Genomic DNA, 18,481 nt, shown 5'->3' with positions numbered 1-18,481 from the left:
CCCGAGTGTCGGCCTTCCGTTATTCCGGATCCGTGCTGTAGATCAGCCGTTCATCACACGGGGCCACGCGCAGAATGTTAGTCGTGCCCGGTACGTTGAAGGGGACACCGGCCGTAACCACGATCTGATCGGTTTCGGTTGCAAACCCCCCTGCCCGCGCCGCGCGGGCCGCGTTGACCACGGCGCTTTTGAACCGCTGGAGTTCTGGCGTCATGACGCAATTGCAACCCCAGCTCAGGCAAAGCCTTCGCGCAGTTCCCATCAGCGATGTCATCGCAATGATCGGAACACCGGGACGTTCACGGGCTGTCAATGAGGCGGTGGTTCCACTTTGCGTAAAGCAGCAGATGGCCTTGATATCGGTCTTTTCAGCAATCTCGCGGGCAGCCGCAACAATGGCATCGGCCACAGTGCTTCCTTTTGCCGTGCGGGACGCGGCGATAATCTGGGAATAGGTCGGGTCGGCCTCGACCTCGATGGCGACCTTATTCATGGTCTGCACAGCCTCAACCGGATAAGCACCTGCCGCCGATTCCGCGCTGAGCATAATGGCGTCCGTGCCCTCATAGATCGCGGTGGCCACATCCGACACTTCGGCGCGGGTGGGCATCGGGCTTTCGATCATGCTTTCCAGCATCTGGGTGGCGACAATGACCGGCTTGGCGGCACTACGGCACTTGCGGACCAGCCTCTTTTGAATGGGCGGCACCGCAGATACCGGCAGTTCCACACCCAGATCGCCCCGCGCCACCATAATCCCGTCCGACGCATCAAGGATGTCGTCGAACGCCTCGACCGCCGCCGGCTTTTCGATCTTCGACAGGATCGCAGCGCGTCCATCAGCCAGCGCCCTGGCCTCGAACACATCCTTGGCGCGTTGCACGAAACTCAGCGCCAGCCAGTCAACGCCCAACTGGCAGACAAACTCAAGATCACCACGGTCCTTCTCCGACAAGGCCGCAAGCGGCAGTACCACATCCGGGACGTTCACACCCTTGCGGTTCGAGATCGCACCGCCGACCTCAACTGTGCAATTGGCAAAGTCCTGACCACAATCTTGAACGATCAGACGGATCTTGCCATCATTGACCAGAAGGCGCGCGCCCGGTTCAAGGGCCGCGAAAATCTCGGGGTGCGGCAGGCACACGCGGGTGGTGTCGCCGGGAGCTGGATCAAGGTCCAGACGGAACGCCGCGCCCTCTTCCAGATCCTCCGCATCATTTGCAAAAACACCAACCCGCAGCTTGGGACCCTGAAGGTCAGCCAGAATGGCAATCGGGCTGTCCAGATCCTTTTCAACCTGCCGAATGATCTTGTGGCGTTCACGTATCTCGTCATGGCTGCCGTGGCTCATGTTCAGACGGAACACATCCGCCCCGGCCTCGTGCAGGGCGCGAATGGTGTCATAGTCACTGGACGCCGGTCCCAGCGTCGCCACGATTTTTACATTCCTCAGGCGTCGCATTGGTCTTGACCTCCTCATGCCGGTTCAGATTGCGCAGATCAGCTTTTGCAAAATGTTACCGCAAACACTGCTGTGGCGCTTATTGCGCAATTCCCTTTTTAAAGCAACTGCCCTACACCTGCGACAAACTAGATGACAGGCTTATGACTTACACCCCGTTTTTTGTTCACGGCGCGGATCGCCCGTCCCGATGGCTGATCACATGCGACCACGCAACCAACATCGTCCCCCCCGAGGTCAATGACGGAGACCTTGGCCTGCCGCGCGAGGATATGGAGCGCCATATCGCCTATGATGTCGGCGCGTATGAGGTATCAAAACATCTGGGCGAGATTCTGAACGCGCCAGTGATTGCCGCCAATTTCTCGCGCCTCGTAATTGACCCGAACCGAGGGGAAGATGACCCCACGTTGTTGATGAAACTGTATGACGGGTCGATCATTCCCGGCAACCGCCATGCCGATGCCGCCGAGCGCGAACACCGCCTGAACATGTGTTATCGCCCCTACCACACAGCGTTGTCCGAGATGGCAGCACTGCCACATGCGGTAATTGTTTCGATGCATTCCTTCACGCGTCAGCTGCGCGGACGTGATCCGCGTCCGTGGCACATTGGTGTGCTGCACACGCCGGACGAGCGGTTCTCGCGTCCTTTGATCGAACGGCTGCAACAGGAAGATGACCTGTGCGTTGGTGTTAATGAACCCTATACCGGCGTTTTGCCGGGTGATGCGATTGACAAGCACTGCACCGCTTTTGGCCGTCCCAATGCATTGATCGAGCTACGCAATGATCTGATCGCCGATCATGCCGGACAACGGCATTGGGCCGAGCGGCTGGCGGTAATCCTGCAAGAAGCGCTGGACGCCAGCGACCTTTGACCGCAAGGTTTTCAGGGACGTTCCACCCCTCACGCCATTGTGAGCAATGCCTCTGATCCCCATATAATGCGGGAAAGGGGATCGTCATGACACATGAGTTTCTGACAACGTTTTTCGGTTGGATGGCCACGCTTAATATCGCGGTTTTGCTGTTCACCACCGTCATGATTCTGCTTTTGCAGGACTGGATCGCTGGCATTCACGGCAGGATGTTTCAGATGGATCGCGCCGACGTGAAACGTGCCTATTTCAGATACCTTGCCAACTACAAGATCCTGACACTGATCTTTTGCATCGTGCCCTGGCTGGCCTTGAAACTGATGTAGGTAGCGCTGACCACAAGCGCCGTTGTTGTAACGACACGGCAGGATTGTTAGGTCAGACGCAACACACACTGCCTTCCGGAGCCACAAGATGGACAAGCAAACCGAAATCGAACTTCAGGCTGCCGCCTTTCGTCGGCTGCAAAAGCACCTGATGGAAGACCGCACCGATGTGCAGAACATCGACATGATGAATCTGGCCGGGTTCTGCCGAAACTGCCTGTCACGGTGGTATCAGGAAGCGGCCATTGAAAAAGGCATCGAGATGGGCAAGGACGAGGCCCGAGAACTTTTCTACGGCATGACCATGGATGAATGGAAAGCCAATTATCAAACCGAGGCCAGCGCTGAAAAACAGGCCGCCTTCAAGGTCGCGTTTGAAGAGAATGTAACGAAAAAGGGCTAGGCCCAATACGAAAAAGGCCCGCCAGATTGGCGGGCCTTTTTCTTTAGATCGCCGCCTTGCGGCTTTCGTCCAGATAAATCTCGCGCAAGCGTTTTGCAATCGGCCCCGGCGTACCGTCACCCAGCGCAACTCCGTCGATTTCAACCACCGGCATTACAAAGGCACTGGCCGAGGTGGTGAATGCTTCGTCCGCCTCTTTGGCTTCGTCGATGGTGAACAGACGCTCTTCGATTTCCATCTGCGCCTCAGCCGCCATGCGCAGCACGGCCTTTCGGGTGATGCCGTGCAGGATATCGTTGGACAGCGGGCGGGTGACAATCTTGCCGTTTTTGACGAAATAGGCGTTGTTGCTGGTGCCCTCGGTCACAAAGCCGTCCTCGACCAGCCATGCGTCGTCGCAACCTGCCTTCTTGGCCATCATCTTGCCCATCGACGGGTAGAGCAATTGCACCGTTTTGATGTCGCGGCGGCCCCAGCGGATGTCTTCGATCGAGATGATCTTGGCGCCTTTCCTTGCCGCCGGGCTGTCAGCCAGCCCCGGCTTGTTCTGCGTGAACAGAACGAGGCTGGGCTGGGTATCTGCCGACGGAAACACAAAATCCCGGTCGCCATCGCTGCCGCGCGAAACCTGCAGATAGACCAGACCTTCCTCGATACCGTTCAGCTCAATCAGCTTACGGTGGATTTCCAACAGTTCATCCTTGGTGCAGGGCTCGGCCATCTCCAGCTCGTCCAGCGAGCGCTTCAGACGGACTGAGTGACCTTCGAAGTCGATCAGCTTGCCGTCCAGCACACTGGTGACTTCGTAGACCGCGTCCGCAAACAGGAAGCCACGGTCAAAAATGGAAACCTTGGCCTCGGTCTCCGGCAGATATTCGCCATTTACGTAAACAGTGCGGATCATGTTCGTCTCCTCAACCCCAAAGTGCGGCCGCAGGCGGGTGCACTCCGGCGTCGTCAAAATCCAGCGGGGTGTCGCGGTCTTCGGCCAACAGAAGCGGGCCGTCAAGGTCCGTTACCATCGCACCCTGCGCCAGCAATGTCGCAGGTGCCATGGCAAGCGAGCTGCCGACCATACATCCCACCATAATGTCATAGCCTTCGGCTATCGCCGCTTTGCGCAACTCCAGCGCCTCGGTCAGGCCCCCGGTCTTGTCGAGCTTGATGTTGATGACATCATATTTGCCCTTCAACTTGGGCAGGCTGGCGCGGTCATGGCAGGACTCGTCAGCACAGACTGGCACCGGGCGCTTCATCCCGATCAATGCGTCGTCATCTCCTGCGGGCAAGGGCTGTTCCACCAACGCCACGCCCAGCCGCACCAGATGCGGCGCGAGGTCGGCGTAAACCTCGGCCGACCAGCCTTCGTTTGCATCCACAATGATCTTGGAATTCGGAGCACCGGCGCGCACCGCCTCAAGCCGGGGCATATCATCGGGCGTGCCCAGCTTGATCTTCAGAAGCGGGCGATGCGCGTTCCCGGCGGCCTGCGCCTGCATTGCCTCGGGGGTGTCCAGCGACAATGTATAAGCGGTGATTTCGGGGCCGGGCTTGGGCAGACCCGCCAGGTCCCAGGCGCGCTTGCCAACACGTTTGCACTCCAGATCCCACAGGGCACAATCCACGGCGTTCCGCGCGGCGCCTGCGGGCAGCAGATCCGTCAGCGTCTGGCGGGTGACATCCGCGGGCAGACCGGCAATCTCAGCCTCAACAGACTCGAGCGTTTCGTCATAACGCGCGTAAGGAACGCATTCGCCCCAGCCGTGATGGCTTCCGTCCGAAACCCGAACCGTCAGCACCTTTGCTTCGGTCCGCGACCCGCGCGAGATGGTGAAGACCTGCGCCAGCCGGAACACATCGCGAGAAACCTCAATCTGCACGCACCCGCTCCTTCATCTTTTCCCAAATACTCACGCCGGAGGCGGAACAGTCCGCCACCGGCGCGTTGTTCAGATCATATTGCGGCCAGCGCGTCCACCAGCTTGCCCGAACCAAAACGGAACGGGTCGGTCGCAGGCAAGCCCATATCCTCTTCGATCTTGGCCAGATAGGCGGTCGCGTCTGCCTCGGACATGTGCTGGGTGTTGACCGAAACGCCAACAACCTGACAATCCGGGTTTGCCACCTTGGCCAGCGCCAGCGCGGTGTCGCGCAGGGCTTCCAATGTTGGCAGTTGATAGGTTGGCAAGCCGCGCATATGCGCACGGGTCGGTTCATGGCTCAGGATCAGGGCGTCCGGCTGGCCGCCATGGATCAGCGCCATGGTCACGCCGGAATAGGATACGTGGAACAATGATCCCTGCCCTTCGATCAGATCCCAGTGATCCTCGTCATTGTCCGGTGTCAGCCATTCGACCGAACCAGCCATGAAATCGGCAATGACTGCGTCCAGCGGCACACCGTCACCGGTGATCAGGATGCCGGTCTGGCCGGTCGCGCGGAAGGTCGATTTCATCCCGCGCTCACGCATCTCGGCGTCCATCGCCAGCGCGGTGTACATCTTGCCAACCGAACAGTCTGTTCCGACGGCCAGACACCGCTTGCCCTTGCGTTTGATCCCGTTTGCGATCGGGTAATCGATCTCGGGCACCCGTACATCGTGCAGTTTTCGTCCTGTTGCTTCGGCAACCGCTACCAGGTCGGGCTCATCCCGCAGCAGATTATGCAACCCCGAGGCCAGGTCGAACCCTTCCTCAAGCGCCATAACCAGAACCTTTTTCCAGTCCTGGCTGATCACACCGCCGCGGTTTGCCACGCCGATCACCAGCGTCTTGGCTCCGGCTTCTTTCGCTTCGGTCAGGGTCATGTCAGTCAGGCCCAGATCGGCCTTGCAGCCATCCATTCGATACTGGCCCACGGCGTTTTCCGGACGCCAGTCCTTGATCCCAACAGCCACTTTGGCCGCTAATTGGTCGGGCGCATCGCCCAGGAACAGCAGGTACGGTGTCTCGATCATTGCGGTCACTCCTTTGATTCCGGGGCAGGCTAGAGAAGCGGCAAAACGAGCGCTTCGCGTTTTGGCCCGTCAACCACGACCTATGCGCGAGTTTCTTGTGCAATATTCGCAATATGCGCAAAAATCTTCGAAGTTTTCAAAATGATTAAACTTTAATCGCCCCGGTCGGGCAGTTTTGAAGCCGCTTTCTGCAACCGCATTGCCGCAGATGCACAATCGCTCTTGCGCCGCACCACGCAATTTAATACCTCATTGAGCAGAAAAATCGTAATTTCATTACTCAGACGAGGTCCAGATGAGCTTTCGCATCCAACCTGCCGCACCGGCGCGCCCCAATCGCTGTCAGCTGTTTGGCCCGGGATCGAACACCAAACTGTTCCAGAAGATGGCAGCATCCGCCGCAGATGTGATCAACCTCGATCTTGAAGACTCGGTTGCACCTTCGGACAAGGATGCGGCCCGCGCCAATGTCATCGAAGCACTGAACACCGTGGATTGGGGCAACAAATACATGTCCGTTCGCATCAACGGATTGGACACCCCGTACTGGTATCGCGACGTTGTCGATGTACTGGAACAGGCGGGCGACCGTCTGGATCAGATCATGATCCCCAAAGTCGGCTGCGCGGCGGATGTCTATGCGGTAGACGCACTGGTCACTGCCATTGAACGCGCCAAAGGTCGTGCCAAACCGATCAGCTTCGAGGTTATCATCGAATCCGCAGCTGGCATCGCCCATGTCGAAGAAATCGCGGCCTCCTCGCCCCGTTTGCAGGCTATGAGCCTGGGAGCTGCGGATTTTGCTGCCTCGATGGGGATGCAGACAACCGGCATCGGTGGCACGCAGGAAAATTACTATATGCTGCACGCGGGTGCGAAACACTGGTCCGACCCATGGCATTGGGCACAGGCCGCCATCGTTGCCGCGTGCCGCACCCATGGCGTGCTGCCAGTCGACGGGCCCTTCGGTGATTTCAGCGATGACGAGGGGTACATTGCGCAGGCCAAACGCTCGGCCACGCTGGGCATGGTCGGTAAATGGGCGATCCACCCCAAGCAGATCGCGCTGGCCAATCAGGTGTTCACCCCATCAGAAGAAGCCGTGTCAGAGGCCCGAGAAATTCTCACCGCGATGGAACAGGCCAAAGCCAATGGCGAAGGTGCGACAGTTTACAAAGGACGTCTGGTCGACATCGCGTCGATCAAGCAGGCCGAGGTAATCGTGGCACAGGCCGAACTGATCGCGGCCAACGGCTGAGAACCAAAAAAAGGCGCCTGCCCTGGCGCCTTTTTCAGGTGTTTTCTGGCGTCACCGCCCAAAGACAGCATTCGGCGTCCAGGTGAACCTTTCGCCCTTTTTACCCGACTTCATCATCAGGCAGGATGTTCCAAGCTTCTGGAAATAGATGATCTTGAGCGGGTACCACCCGGCCTTGGGCACTTCGACTTCGGTCCGCTGGTTGGCCTCGCAGCCCTGAATACCCGTGACATAGCCGATATTCTGGCCTCCGACGAATGCTTCTATCCCGTCATTCGACCAGGTTTCCAACTCGTAAACCCCAGGCGAGTCGAACCGCATATATCCCGTAATCTCGGCGGCAACATTGTAAGCTCCGTCGAATGTCATGACATTGTCACCCTGATTGGTGTCCCTGTAATCCAATCCCTGCAACGGTTGCCCAGGCTGTGCTTTGGACAGCATGCTTTTTGCCTGACTCAGATCGCGGATCTTCTTGTGTTGATTGCCCGTGCCAATGTATTTCACATTCAGCCCCGCCTTCGGAGAAGGCTGCGGGTTGGCAGGTTGCAGTTTCAGCGGGGCAGACAAGGCGGCCCCGGCAACCACTGACAAGGCAACTGCGGCCGCCACTGTTCGAACGCGTTTCATCGTAATCTCCCTGTTTGCGTGCCGTTATGGCTGTGCATATCCACTGGCAACGTCATTTCCACGACATTAGGCCGTGAGTTTTCGCCCTGCAAGTGAGTGTGCCTTCACAATTCAAGACGTCACGCCCGTAAATTCTTGGGCGAACCCATAACCACATAGGATGTGATCGAGGTGACATGCGGCAGCGTTCCCAACACCTCGGTATGGAAGGTCTTGTAAGACGGCAGGTCTGCACATTCGACCCGCAGCAAGTATTCGATTGTTCCCGTGATGTTGTGGCACTCAACAACTTCCGGCGCTTGTTGGAGCGCGCGTTCAAACCCCTCCTGCGCGGCCTTCGTATGCTCGCCCAGCCCTACACCGATGTAGGCGACAAAGCCGATACCCATCGCCGCCGGGTCCAGAACTGCGCGATACCCCGTGATCACCCCGGTCTTTTCAAGCTCTTGCACGCGGCGCAGACAAGCAGAAGGGGAAAGGCCCACACGCTCGGCCAGATCCAGATTGCTGATCCGTCCGTCGCGAGATAGCTCTTGCAATATCTGGCGGTTTATCCGGTCATTCTTCATCATTGATTGCACAATTACAGGAAACACGCACAAAAAAGCAATTTCATTTGCCGCAGCGCGGACAATACTTCGCTCCATGACTTATGACATCCTGATGGCCCTGATCGCCTTTGCCTTCGTAACCTCGATCACACCGGGGCCGAACAACCTGATGCTGATGGCTTCGGGGGCGAATTTCGGCTTCCGACGCTCGATCCCGCATATGTTGGGCATTGGGCTTGGCTTTACCTTCATGGTGCTGCTTGTCGGGGCCGGTCTGGTGCAGGTCTTTGACCGGTATCCCGTCAGCTATACGGTGTTGAAAGTCCTGTCGGTGATCTATCTGCTCTATCTGGCCTGGAAGATCGCGCATGCCGCGCCGGCAAACAGCGCCGAAGCCACCGGCGTGCCCATGACATTTCTGCAAGCCGCAGCGTTTCAATGGGTAAACCCAAAAGCCTGGGCCATGGCCCTGACCGCCACCACGGCCTATACACCAGATCGGACGATGTATGCGATTGCCATCGTTGCGTTTGTCTTCGGAGCCGTCAACTTACCGTCCGTCAGCACATGGACCGTTCTGGGACAGCAGATGGCCCGGATGCTGACGAACCCGCGCCGATTGGTCGTATTCAACTGGACAATGGCTGTGCTGCTTGTGGTTTCGCTCTATCCCGTGCTTTGGCCGGGGTGAGTTTCCTCAATGGTCGATTTCAGTGATTGTTTTGCTGGGCATGTCGGGAATGTGCTGGCAAGCAAACGAATCTCTTAATCTGATCAACGGCTTTTGACATGAAAGATGCCGCTTCCGTGTCATCTAGTTGCATCTGAGGCCAGCCAGCGGCATATAGCTAGGAAAATTCACGCAGATGAGGCGTCATGACCCAGTATCTGGATTTCGAAAAACCGCTGGCCGAGATCGAAGGCAAAGCTGAAGAGCTGCGCGCGCTGGCCCGTGCCAACGAAGAAATGGATGTGGCCGAAGAAGCCGCCGCGCTGGATGCCAAAGCCTCCAAGCTGCTGGATGAACTCTATCGCGACCTGACACCCTGGCGGAAGTGCCAGGTGGCGCGTCACCCGGAACGCCCGCATTGCAAGGATTACGTGGACGCATTGTTCACCGAGTTCACACCGCTGGCTGGTGACCGGAACTTTGCCGACGATCTGGCCGTTATCGGTGGTCTTGCGCGCTTTAACGATCAGCCGGTGATGGTGATCGGCCACGAAAAGGGCAGCGATACCAAGTCGCGGATCGAACGCAATTTCGGGATGGCCCGCCCCGAGGGCTATCGCAAGGCCGTGCGCCTGATGGAGATGGCGGGGCGTTTTGGCCTGCCCGTCATTACCCTGATCGACACCGCTGGTGCCTATCCTGGCAAAGGAGCCGAGGAGCGCGGTCAATCCGAGGCGATTGCCCGGTCGACCGAGATGTGCCTGAAAATCGGCGTGCCGCTGGTTTCGGTCATCATCGGCGAAGGCGGCTCGGGCGGCGCTGTGGCGTTTGCGACCGCTAACCGTGTGGCGATGCTGGAGCATTCGGTCTATTCGGTGATCTCGCCAGAAGGCTGCGCATCGATCCTGTGGAAAGATGCCGAAAAGATGCGTGAAGCGGCCGAGGCGCTGCGTTTAACCGCTCAGGATTTACACAAGCTGGGCGTATGTGACCGGATCATCCCGGAACCCAAGGGTGGCGCACATCGCGATCGCCCGTCTACGGTTGAGTCGGTGCGCGCGGCCATCACCGCCATGTTGGCGGAATTGGACGGCAAGGATGGGGCGGCCCTGATAAAAGACCGCCGTCAGAAATTCCTTGATATCGGATCTAAAGGGCTGGCGGCGTAACCGTCAGCCACCCAACCTGCGCAACAACGCAACCGAAGGCTCACCTGTCACGGGCAGACCATTGGCGCTTTGATACGCGCTGATGGCTGTGGTGGTGTTGTTTCCGATCACGCCGTCTGCACCTTGCGTGTCATACCCCGCAGATGTCAGGCGGCGCTGCAATTCCTTGCGGTCGTCCAGTGTCAGCCCGTTTGCATCCGGTCCGAACGAGGCCTGAAACGGCGCGCCGCCCGCGATCCTGTCCGCCAGATGACCGACACCAATCGCGTAGCTGTCCGAGTTGTTGTAGCGTTTGATCACCTGGAAATTGCGGAACACGGCGATGCGGGGGCCAGGTTTTTGCGGCTGCAATATGGCCACCGGAGTACCGGAAACGGTTCCGGCCTCTCCGCCCCAGGGTTGGCCCCGCACCCAACCTGCGCGCGACAGATAAGCAGCGGTCGAAGCCAGCGAATCTGTCGGGTCGTCTGACCAGATGTCGCGCCGCCCGTCGCCGGTGAAATCCACGGCATAGGCAAGATACGAGGTCGGAATGAACTGCGTGTGCCCCATCGCCCCGGCCCAACTGCCAGTCATGTTAGCGGGCGTGGTATCGCCATTCTGAAGGATTTTCATCGCCGCGATCAGCTGGCTTTCAAAGAACTGCCCGCGTCGGCCATCATAAGCCAGCGTAGACAGCGCCGATACAACGGGCACATCACCGCGGCGCGCGCCATAGCGGCTTTCCAGCCCCCAGACGGCCACGACGATTTCCTTATCCACGCCATATTGCGCCTCGATCCGCGACAGAGTGCCGTTATGTTGCCGCAGCATCTGCTGGCCGGTGCTGATCCGCTCGTCCGACGCCGCGATGGCTAGGTAATCTTCGAGGCTGCGCTTGAATTCGACCTGATTTCGATCGCGTTCGATTACGTCGGGCAAATACCCGGCCCCCTGAAAGGCGCGGTCAACGGTTGTCCGGGAAATCCCCTGCGACACTGCCCTGCCCTTGAAACCGGCAACCCAGGCATCCCACCCGGCATTGGGAACAGCCCGCATCCGGGTTGCAGGCGTGCCGGACGGAGCGGCACCGCCCGTGCAGGCGGCCAAAAGCGTTGATCCGAGGCAAATGGAAAAGGTCCGGCGAGTGATCATGGTTTGGGTCTGCTCTTGTTTGTGATTTGCCGCAAGAGTAACCCAGCCGGGTTGCACAGGCCAGAACAGTGACACCTTGGAAGGGCGCTTTGACGATGTCGGCAGGAAGCCGCTCAGCTGACCAGCAAACGCAGCCCTTGTGTCACATCCGAGCGCACTGCCAGCCGCAATCCCGGCTCGTCCCCGGCCTTAAGCGCGGCGATGATCAGCTTGTGGTAATGTGGCGGCTCTGCGCGTCTGAGGCGTCCGTAAAGAGCCCGCATCGTCGGCCCAAGCTGCAGCCAGACAGTTTCGGCAATGGCCAGCATCGCAGGAGCCTGAGCGCGCAGATACAGGGTTCTGTGAAATTCCAGGTTCGAACGGATATAGCCAACCGCATCCCGTTTGGTCACCATCTCGGCAACTGTCATGTTGATGCTCTGCAACCTATCGATCAGGGCCATGTGTGCCCTGGGCAAGGCCCGGCTTGCCAGTTCGACCTCAAGCAAGGCGCGCAAGGCAGCCAGTTCCTCAATCCGGTCATTCGTCAGCTCCGGGGTCGATACCCGGCCCGATGTAGACAGGAACAATGCCCCTTCTGCGGCCAGGCGGCGCACCGCCTCTCGCGCCGGGGTCATTGAGACGCCGAACTCCTTGCCGATGCCCCGCAGGGTCAGGGCCTGCCCCGGTGCCATCTCACCATGCATGATCCGGGATCGCAGTGCCCGGTACACCCGGTCATGTGTTGCGGTCTGGGTTTCGGAAGGGCGCGCGGTCAACATATGCTCATGTGATCACAAAAAGGCGCCACGTCAACTCGGCTCGGTATCAAATCTGTAGCGATGCAACTCGGCCCCGTTGTCGCGCAACCAGCGGCGGGGCGGCTTATACGGGCCAAATATCTTTTCGACCTGCGCCCAGAAGGCAGGTGAGTGGTTCATCTCGGCAAGATGTGCCACCTCATGCGCCGCAACATAGTGCAACACATCAGGAGGCGCCAGAATAAGGCGCCACGAAAACATCAATCCGCCATGCGAGCTGCACGACCCCCAACGCGACCGCGTGTCACGCAGGCTGAGTGTCGTGTACGAACGCCCCAGCATGGCTGCATAATCATCACAGGCTCCGGTCAACCGGTCCCGCGCCAGTTCCTTCAGGAACCGGCCCAACCTGCGGGCCTCGGCTCCTGTGGGCACGGCAACCTCATCTGCATTCAGAAGAACCCGCCGCCCGGTTGCAGGAACGATTCGGCGCGCTTTCCCTTCGATCGGGATCACTTGCCCAAACTGCACGGTGGTCATATCGGGCCGACCCTGAAGATGCTGCCGGATCCACCCTTCTTTGGTGCGCGCAAAACTCAAGGCCTCAGATTCCGGCACGCCATTCGGGTAAGTCAACGTGACGCGCCCATCCAGCTGGGAGATTCGCAGGCTGATACGCCGCGCCCGAGCCGATTTGCGCAATCTCAGTGGCACCGGCGGTGTCCCTGGCAATGCGTGCTCTCCCATATCGCGACCTCTCTTGCGCAAAGACTTTGACAGTGCCCTCTGCCTGTGGCAGGTGAGCTGAATCATTTAGACGACTCACCTGATATCAAGGGGATTTGACATGCCCAAGGAAGAATGGGGCGTAAAGCGTGTTTGCCCGACAACCGGTAAGCGGTTTTACGACCTGAACAAGGACCCGATCATCAGCCCCTACACTGGCGAGATCGTGGAGCTTGAAACATCCAAAAGCCGTATGATCTCGGCGGATGCAGAAGACGCAGCTTCGGTCAAAGCACGTGAAAACACGGCGGATGACGATCTGGTTCTGGACGATGATGACAACGTCGACGTGGATTTGGATGACGATCTGCTGGACGATGATGATGACGACAATGATGATGTTTCTCTGGACGACATCACCGACATGTCATCAGACGACGACAACTGACCAAGTAAAAGGCGATCCCCAGGGTCGCCTTTTTCACCTGAGGAGCAGCCCGGGTGAAAATTCGCGCCCGATTCAAACTTTGGACTTGCACTCGCTGCCGCTGTCTCCTAAACGTCCGTCCACCGTACCGATGGTACAATGATGGGGCCTTAGCTCAGTTGGGAGAGCGCTTGCATGGCATGCAAGAGGTCAGGGGTTCGACTCCCCTAGGCTCCACCAAAACCTAACAATACAACCAGATAGCAAGCATTAGAGCGGTGTGACACACAGGTGTGACACAAAATGAAGCTGTATGCATATCTCTCTCTGTCCCGACACGGCATCTACTACTTCCGTTGGCCCTTGCCCGGCACAAGACCAAGCACCAAACGTCGGGCAGTGCATTGATCTGTCGCCCACCAGCCCCGGAAAACATCATTCCAACGGATCAGAGGCCGACGATGCACTAACAATCAAACTGGACCAGTCAGATGAGGCTGTTCACTATCAACAGCGGCCTCGTGATCACCAAACATAAACTGGCTAGACTGGTTGTTTGCGAGTGCGCCTTTGCTAAGTAGCTTACTCAAACGCCCCACAACGAGCTTCGCCGATAGCGTCATGGTGGGGTGCATAGCAACCCTCTACACCATGGCCGTGCCAGTCACCGTGGTGATGCCTGCCCGTACATCCGGCAATAGCTATTAGTACGGCCAAAAGCGTCACCGCTATCCGGGATGTATTTATGCTATGGCTCTCATCCATGTGCGAAGCACCTTTCTAACAATTTGGCAATCGACGCTATGACACAGGTCATCGCACATCCACAGCGTCGTCCACATCACTGCAGTTAGGGGGTTATTAAGACGGTCCTTCTCGTGTTGCTGTCTAGGAAAAGGGGAAGCTTCAATCAATTGTCCGAATAAAAGCTGGTCGTGATCCGAAAAACCAAAGGGCTGGCGTTGTCATGCTTGGTCTACTGCAGTAGCGTCCTGAACCATGGTCATCCGACGATACTCAATTGTGCTACTAGTCAGCGTTCTGGTCACCCTGACCGGTTTTGGCACCGTTGTTCATGCGCTATCAGATGGCTGCATCGGCCTTCACTGTGAAAGCCAAATGCAATCAACGAAACACGCTTCCGTGGCAAAAAATAGCATCGATAACTCGGCCCCAAACAGCGACCATGACCCGGACAGTTCAGGAACCGGTGAGTGTAATCCCTCTATCTGCCAAGCCGTTGTTTTGCTCGCCCAGAACGGAGAAGCCTCGCAGGATCAACGTGAAATTGATCCAGAATTTCAGATTGGAACTCAAGCCAAGCCGATTGAACCGGATAACCCATACAAGCCCCCTGACCTTTGAAGCAGCGTGAATCCTTGCGAACATCTGCGACCTGCGCGTGCCGCTGTTCGCAATGAACCGCAGCACTATAAGCTTCCAAAATGTCAGGACCAATCCATGAAAAAAAGTTACTTACTAGTCGGCGTATGCACCGTCGCTGCCGTCGCCGCTTTCATAACCCTTCGGCCCGGTTCAATCGAAGAGACTACGCCGCAGGAGGCACTTGAAGGCGATGCTATGGTCGCAATTCAGATGCCGTCAATTGAGGGCAATGCTGTAATCGGTCAGCGTGTCTTTGATGTCTCCTGCACTACTTGCCACGGCGCCAACGCGGTCGGAGTAGAAGGCGCAGGACCGCCTCTGATCCACAAGATATACGAGCCCAGCCACCACGCTGACGAAGCCTTTCAGAGGGCGGTTTCACAAGGTGTAAGAAGCCATCATTGGCAGTTTGGAGACATGCCGCCGGTCGAGGGATTGACGCGAGGCGACGTTGCCATGGTGATCGCGTACATTCGTGAAATTCAACGTGCCAACGGAATAAATTGAGGACAGGACCATGAAAAAGATCGTAACTCTCGCAATCATGGCTGCTATTCCCAGCGGGGTACTGGCGCATTCCAAGGCCGAAGAAACGACACCTGCCAACGGGGCTACTGTAACGTCTGTGCCCGCCGAAATTGGCCTCAGCTTCACCAAGGACATCCGGCTGACGCGGATAGAGATGGCCCATGAAGAGCAAGCGGCGATACGCTTGGATTTGGGGGACCAAACAAGTTTCCGTCAGGTGTTCACGATCCCATTGCCGGGCAATGGAACCGGCACCTATGTCATCGAGTGGCGTGGTTTAGGTAAAGACGGCCATGCGATGCAGGGCGAATTTTCCTTTTCCGTGGAATGAGCATGCCAGACATTTGGGGAGTTGTCGCAATCCTCGCAAAGCTGGTGCTCTACATCGGCTTTGCTGGGTCCACCGGGCTTGTCGCCGTTAAGTGCCTTTTTTCCGAACTAGTCGCGCCGGTAAGCCTTGCGATGAAACGCCAAGCCTTGGTCTTGGCGTGGCTTTCCCTCGCAGCAACGGTATTTGGCTTCATGCTCCGAGGAGCCGCCTTAACGGGCGGAGTTGACGGCATGGTCGATCCAGAGATGCTTGGCTTGCTTTGGCAGACCTCCGTAGGCGACGTACTTGCTTATCGCCTTTCAGGCGCAGTTTTGATCCTTGTGGGACTGTCTGTTCCTCGCTTTGGTCTATGGATCGCGCTGTTGGGTGGCACATTGGCCATGTGGTCCTTTGCACAGATCGGACATGTACCGGAGCTGGAGAGTGTTGGCGTCCAATTGTTGCTGCTGTTGCACCTGCTGTGTGTGGCCTTTTGGGTGGGTATATTTGGCCCGCTGCGGAGTATGGCTCTCATGCCTGAACACCTGACAGATGCAGCAGTGTTAGGGCACAGGTTTGGACAGGCTGCTGCACTTATTGTGCCAACGCTAGTCGCGGCGGGTCTGTGGATGGCTTGGTTGCTTGTCGGCAATCTCCAAGGGCTCTTGTTCACCGGCTACGGGCAGACGCTTTTGATCAAGGTGTTTCTTGTGGCACTGCTGTTGATCCTCGCCGCTGCCAACAAGCTCCGATTTGTTCCGGCCATGCAAAGTGGAGAGGCAATAGCAGCGCAACGCCTCGCCCGATCCATCGAGGTTGAGGCAATAATCGTATTAGTGGTGCTGGCGACAACGGCGACACTCACGAGCGTACTAACGCTTCCGAGTTAAGGTAGGTAGAGATGAACAATCACCTTTGCGCACTGGCTATATGCAGCATTGGTACGAGCCTTGCTGCAGATCATGAGTTGATAGATAGAGACCTAGCGAATGGGCAGGAACTCTACGCAGTGCACTGTGCCTCATGCCATGGAGTGAATCTGGAAGGACAACCTGACTGGCAAACACCCAACGATGACGGGGTGTTGCCCGCGCCACCACATGACGTGACAGGGCACACTTGGCACCACGACAACCAGCTACTGTTCGAGTACACCAGACTAGGTGGGGCAGACGCATTGGCAGCACGCGGCATTAAAGACTTCAACAGTGGTATGCCGGGTTTCGAGGGCACGCTGACTAACGAAGATATTTTGGACGTGCTGGGTTACATACGCTCCACATGGCCCGACGATGTTCAGCAAATGCAGGCCAGCCGCAACCTTCCCCACCAGTAAAAGACAGCTGGCCTCGTAAAGGTTTGGACGTACACAGTACACCGTAGCAGGTTGTGCAACTTCAAGTGTGACTTCAAGAGAAGCCACAGTGCAAACAAGAAATCTACAATAGTATTTACGATCAGTGTATCAGGCGTTCGGCGGCGTTTCCCGCAGGCTCCACCATATCCAAACAAAAAAACAGAGGGCAAACACTGGAGCGGCGTGGCACACAGGTGCGACCCAAAATGAAGCTGCATACTTATCTCTCACTTTTCAGACACAGCGTTGAACGATTAAGGTCGGCACCTTGGCGATATCCATCGAGCCTATGTTCCCGGCATATGGAAAGATGGGGTTACTCGACCCGAGAAAGCAGCAGAAAAACAGGTAAGAGGTCGTCGAACAATTCTATAGTTCTTTCAATGAGGTTTGGTTCGATTGCAAAGGCGGGATTTCCCAGATCCATCCAGACGGTAAAGCCTTTGCGGCGCAATGCTTCATCATTTGGATGATCTTTGTCAAAACCGGAGGGAACACGTTTCAATTCAGGATCCCCGACCCGGAATCCACGCTTTCGCATCTCAGCGGCAAGCTGTATCATCTCTGCCCCTTTGGGGCCTGCCATCTCTGTTCGAAAGGCATCCAACGCTTCCTTTTCGTACTGAAACACCCCGCAGCCAAGCGCCAGATCATCGGGTGAGAGCCCAAAGAACCACATCGGTGGCTGATCCGCATTCCCGTCAGGGATAAACGCAATATGCAGGTGTGCGTTGTAAGGTGTTTTGTCCTTGGAAAATCGGACATCCCGATGAATCCGAAAAATCTTGCTGCTGTGGTTCTGGCCAGTCAGATCAAGCAATGCATCCGCCATGTTATCCGCGAAGTGCCTGCTGGCCTCCTTCAAATGGGTCTCGTAAATTGCTTTGTTGGCTGCAAACCATTCCTTCGTGTTATTGGCCCGCAAGTGCCTGAGAAAACCAAGCGCTGCGGGTGAGAAACTGTCAAATTTGGCCATTGATTTCTCCGTTCAGTCTTTCGCGGGAAGGGCTGCGGCGTGTTCGAGACAAAGGTGTAACCAGCGCAGCAAAGCGGCGTCATCGCAATCACTCTCATCCACGCGGATAAAACCACCCAGTTTGCGTGCACCGTGAATCACTTCCTGAGCCGCAGGGTCCGCCAGCGCAATGCTTTCGTTGTCCTTGCCCACCCGGAACATGAAACGGCCCAGCCCGTCGTTATGCCGCCGCGCCCCGCACAGCATGTTGCCGTTCAAGAAAAAGCAATTGCCACCCATCATGCGCTTTTCTGAAATGCCCACATGCGCGGCCAAAGCGTCACGAATGCGTGCGTTGAGGGTTTCATCCACCGGCATCAGCTGGATGCCTCAGGCTGCCGGTGGATCGACGGCGTGAACGAAACATATTCGACGAAGTTTCCATGTGACCGCATTACGCGCAAGAGCCTGTTGCCCCCATCCCATAACGGATGGATACCCGCCCTGGACCGACGCAGGCCAAAAGCAGTCGCCAGTGGAACGGTTACCCAGACCAATACCGCCGCAATAACCTGCACGATGTGCGAATATTGTTCCATCTGCGCCCTC

The 18,481-nt window shown here is 57.3% G+C and carries 24 protein-coding genes and 1 tRNA gene; 13 read left to right on the top strand and 12 right to left on the bottom strand.

Features of this window, described 5'->3' with window-relative positions; all coding sequences use genetic code 11:
- Positions 1-19: 19 nt before the first annotated feature.
- On the bottom strand, positions 20-1,465 hold the full coding sequence (pyk, locus tag ACR0EK_RS13055) for a pyruvate kinase (RefSeq protein WP_267365133.1): 1,446 nt from the start codon (positions 1,463-1,465) through the stop codon (positions 20-22).
- A gap of 143 nt (positions 1,466-1,608) precedes the next feature.
- Between pyk and ACR0EK_RS13050 the strand changes: the two genes are divergently transcribed.
- The 3 genes from ACR0EK_RS13050 to ACR0EK_RS13040 all read left to right on the top strand — a co-directional run bounded on the left by ACR0EK_RS13050 (position 1,609) and on the right by ACR0EK_RS13040 (position 3,075).
- Positions 1,609-2,346, top strand: a complete 738-nt coding sequence (locus ACR0EK_RS13050; protein ID WP_480900352.1) for an N-formylglutamate amidohydrolase — start codon at positions 1,609-1,611, stop codon at positions 2,344-2,346.
- Positions 2,347-2,432: 86 nt separating this feature from the next.
- Positions 2,433-2,672 carry a DUF6868 family protein gene (locus ACR0EK_RS13045; protein ID WP_480554763.1) on the top strand — a complete coding sequence of 80 codons (240 nt, stop codon included), beginning with the start codon at positions 2,433-2,435 and terminating at the stop codon, positions 2,670-2,672.
- Positions 2,673-2,760: 88 nt separating this feature from the next.
- On the top strand, positions 2,761-3,075 hold the full coding sequence (locus ACR0EK_RS13040) for a DUF1244 domain-containing protein (protein ID WP_480900351.1): 315 nt from the start codon (positions 2,761-2,763) through the stop codon (positions 3,073-3,075).
- A gap of 43 nt (positions 3,076-3,118) precedes the next feature.
- On the opposite strand, the gene ACR0EK_RS13035 is transcribed toward ACR0EK_RS13040, so the two are convergent.
- The 3 genes from ACR0EK_RS13035 to dgcN form a co-directional block, all read right to left on the bottom strand.
- Positions 3,119-3,979: a D-amino-acid transaminase gene (locus ACR0EK_RS13035; protein WP_480487222.1), complete on the bottom strand. Its 861-nt coding sequence runs from the start codon at positions 3,977-3,979 to the stop codon at positions 3,119-3,121.
- Positions 3,980-3,989: 10 nt separating this feature from the next.
- Positions 3,990-4,955, bottom strand: coding sequence for an N-acetyl-D-Glu racemase DgcA (gene dgcA, locus ACR0EK_RS13030; RefSeq protein ID WP_480494738.1), 966 nt, complete (start codon positions 4,953-4,955; stop codon positions 3,990-3,992).
- 74 nt (positions 4,956-5,029) lie between these two features.
- On the bottom strand, positions 5,030-6,031 hold the full coding sequence (gene dgcN / locus ACR0EK_RS13025; RefSeq protein WP_480967867.1) for an N-acetyltransferase DgcN: 1,002 nt from the start codon (positions 6,029-6,031) through the stop codon (positions 5,030-5,032).
- A 295-nt stretch (positions 6,032-6,326) separates the two neighbouring features.
- Here dgcN and ACR0EK_RS13020 point away from each other — a divergent pair, with 295 nt between their 5' ends.
- On the top strand, positions 6,327-7,289 hold the full coding sequence (locus tag ACR0EK_RS13020) for an L-malyl-CoA/beta-methylmalyl-CoA lyase (protein WP_480900350.1): 963 nt from the start codon (positions 6,327-6,329) through the stop codon (positions 7,287-7,289).
- 51 nt (positions 7,290-7,340) lie between these two features.
- Here the strand turns inward: ACR0EK_RS13020 and ACR0EK_RS13015 are convergent, their stop codons facing one another.
- Both ACR0EK_RS13015 and ACR0EK_RS13010 read right to left on the bottom strand, forming a co-directional pair.
- Positions 7,341-7,919, bottom strand: coding sequence for a PA14 domain-containing protein (locus ACR0EK_RS13015; RefSeq protein ID WP_480487229.1), 579 nt, complete (start codon positions 7,917-7,919; stop codon positions 7,341-7,343).
- Positions 7,920-8,038: 119 nt separating this feature from the next.
- Positions 8,039-8,491 (bottom strand): Lrp/AsnC family transcriptional regulator, encoded by a 453-nt coding sequence (locus ACR0EK_RS13010; RefSeq protein ID WP_480774195.1) that lies wholly within the window; start codon positions 8,489-8,491, stop codon positions 8,039-8,041.
- 73 nt (positions 8,492-8,564) lie between these two features.
- Here ACR0EK_RS13010 and ACR0EK_RS13005 point away from each other — a divergent pair, with 73 nt between their 5' ends.
- On the top strand, positions 8,565-9,161 hold the full coding sequence (locus ACR0EK_RS13005; RefSeq protein ID WP_267366163.1) for a LysE family translocator: 597 nt from the start codon (positions 8,565-8,567) through the stop codon (positions 9,159-9,161).
- A gap of 185 nt (positions 9,162-9,346) precedes the next feature.
- Positions 9,347-10,309, top strand: coding sequence for an acetyl-CoA carboxylase carboxyltransferase subunit alpha (locus ACR0EK_RS13000; protein WP_267366162.1), 963 nt, complete (start codon positions 9,347-9,349; stop codon positions 10,307-10,309).
- Positions 10,310-10,312: 3 nt separating this feature from the next.
- On the opposite strand, the gene ACR0EK_RS12995 is transcribed toward ACR0EK_RS13000, so the two are convergent.
- From ACR0EK_RS12995 to ACR0EK_RS12985, 3 genes are all read right to left on the bottom strand, one after another.
- Complete coding sequence (locus tag ACR0EK_RS12995; RefSeq protein WP_480900349.1) at positions 10,313-11,443, bottom strand: lytic murein transglycosylase; 1,131 nt, start codon at positions 11,441-11,443, stop codon at positions 10,313-10,315.
- Positions 11,444-11,556: 113 nt separating this feature from the next.
- Positions 11,557-12,204: a GntR family transcriptional regulator gene (locus tag ACR0EK_RS12990; protein ID WP_480473964.1), complete on the bottom strand. Its 648-nt coding sequence runs from the start codon at positions 12,202-12,204 to the stop codon at positions 11,557-11,559.
- Positions 12,205-12,234: 30 nt separating this feature from the next.
- Positions 12,235-12,930 (bottom strand): M48 family metallopeptidase, encoded by a 696-nt coding sequence (locus ACR0EK_RS12985; protein ID WP_480483820.1) that lies wholly within the window; start codon positions 12,928-12,930, stop codon positions 12,235-12,237.
- Between the two features lie 100 nt (positions 12,931-13,030).
- On the opposite strand from ACR0EK_RS12985, the gene ACR0EK_RS12980 reads away from it, so the two are divergent.
- The 7 genes from ACR0EK_RS12980 to ACR0EK_RS12950 all read left to right on the top strand — a co-directional run bounded on the left by ACR0EK_RS12980 (position 13,031) and on the right by ACR0EK_RS12950 (position 16,896).
- A complete protein-coding gene (locus ACR0EK_RS12980; RefSeq protein WP_267366159.1) occupies positions 13,031-13,357 on the top strand; it encodes a TIGR02300 family protein in 327 nt (108 codons plus the stop codon).
- 143 nt (positions 13,358-13,500) lie between these two features.
- Positions 13,501-13,576 (top strand) — tRNA-Ala (locus ACR0EK_RS12975).
- Positions 13,577-14,359: 783 nt separating this feature from the next.
- Complete coding sequence (locus ACR0EK_RS12970; protein WP_480900346.1) at positions 14,360-14,701, top strand: hypothetical protein; 342 nt, start codon at positions 14,360-14,362, stop codon at positions 14,699-14,701.
- Positions 14,702-14,797: 96 nt separating this feature from the next.
- Entirely contained in the window at positions 14,798-15,229 is a 432-nt protein-coding gene (locus ACR0EK_RS12965; RefSeq protein ID WP_480900344.1) for a c-type cytochrome, read from the top strand.
- 10 nt (positions 15,230-15,239) lie between these two features.
- Complete coding sequence (locus ACR0EK_RS12960) at positions 15,240-15,581, top strand: copper resistance CopC family protein (RefSeq protein ID WP_480900342.1); 342 nt, start codon at positions 15,240-15,242, stop codon at positions 15,579-15,581.
- A 2-nt stretch (positions 15,582-15,583) separates the two neighbouring features.
- Positions 15,584-16,450 carry a copper resistance D family protein gene (locus ACR0EK_RS12955; RefSeq protein WP_480487240.1) on the top strand — a complete coding sequence of 289 codons (867 nt, stop codon included), beginning with the start codon at positions 15,584-15,586 and terminating at the stop codon, positions 16,448-16,450.
- A gap of 11 nt (positions 16,451-16,461) precedes the next feature.
- Positions 16,462-16,896 (top strand): c-type cytochrome, encoded by a 435-nt coding sequence (locus ACR0EK_RS12950; protein ID WP_480483825.1) that lies wholly within the window; start codon positions 16,462-16,464, stop codon positions 16,894-16,896.
- 337 nt (positions 16,897-17,233) lie between these two features.
- Here the strand turns inward: ACR0EK_RS12950 and ACR0EK_RS12945 are convergent, their stop codons facing one another.
- The 3 genes from ACR0EK_RS12945 to ACR0EK_RS12935 are packed head-to-tail and all read right to left on the bottom strand — an operon-like array spanning position 17,234 to position 18,471.
- On the bottom strand, positions 17,234-17,893 hold the full coding sequence (locus ACR0EK_RS12945; protein ID WP_480900339.1) for a DUF2461 domain-containing protein: 660 nt from the start codon (positions 17,891-17,893) through the stop codon (positions 17,234-17,236).
- Between the two features lie 12 nt (positions 17,894-17,905).
- Complete coding sequence (locus ACR0EK_RS12940; protein WP_480586549.1) at positions 17,906-18,244, bottom strand: TfoX/Sxy family protein; 339 nt, start codon at positions 18,242-18,244, stop codon at positions 17,906-17,908.
- Between the two features lie 5 nt (positions 18,245-18,249).
- On the bottom strand, positions 18,250-18,471 hold the full coding sequence (locus ACR0EK_RS12935) for an MAPEG family protein (RefSeq protein ID WP_480483828.1): 222 nt from the start codon (positions 18,469-18,471) through the stop codon (positions 18,250-18,252).
- Positions 18,472-18,481 lie beyond the last annotated feature (10 nt).

It is taken from the genome of Ruegeria sp. AE4 (assembly GCF_056542185.1).
The sequence above is the reverse complement of the archived record's forward strand: the minus strand, read 5'-3'. Positions and strand labels throughout refer to the sequence as shown.